1 protein-coding gene is annotated in these 271 nt (G+C 56.8%); it reads right to left on the bottom strand.

Features of this window, described 5'->3' with window-relative positions; genetic code table 11:
* The coding region (locus AAEZ09_RS28315; RefSeq protein WP_350601655.1) for an efflux RND transporter permease subunit at positions 1–271 on the bottom strand (271 nt) is incomplete at both ends.

The raw sequence follows: 271 nt of genomic DNA, 5'->3' as shown, positions 1-271 counted from the left end.
CCCCTAGGCTCATGAGGTTGGCACTGACTTTGTTGGTGGCCATGCCGGTGAAGGTGAACAGCATGGACAACGGGATGACCATTGCTGTGATCAGGGCTGCACGCAGGTTGCCGAGGAAGAGAAACAGCACGGCGATAACCAGGATCGCGCCTTCGATCAGGTTCTTGCGAACCGTGGCGATTGCCTTGTCTACGAGGTCGGTCCGGTCATAGACCGTTATCGCGCTTACGCCTTTTGGCAGGTTCTGGTTGATAATCTCCAAGCGCTGCGC

The sequence above is a fragment of the Pseudomonas sp. 65/3-MNA-CIBAN-0223 genome (genome assembly GCF_040310425.1).
Classification (GTDB): domain Bacteria; phylum Pseudomonadota; class Gammaproteobacteria; order Pseudomonadales; family Pseudomonadaceae; genus Aquipseudomonas; species Aquipseudomonas gregormendelii.
This window is presented reverse-complemented; position numbering and strand designations above follow the sequence as displayed.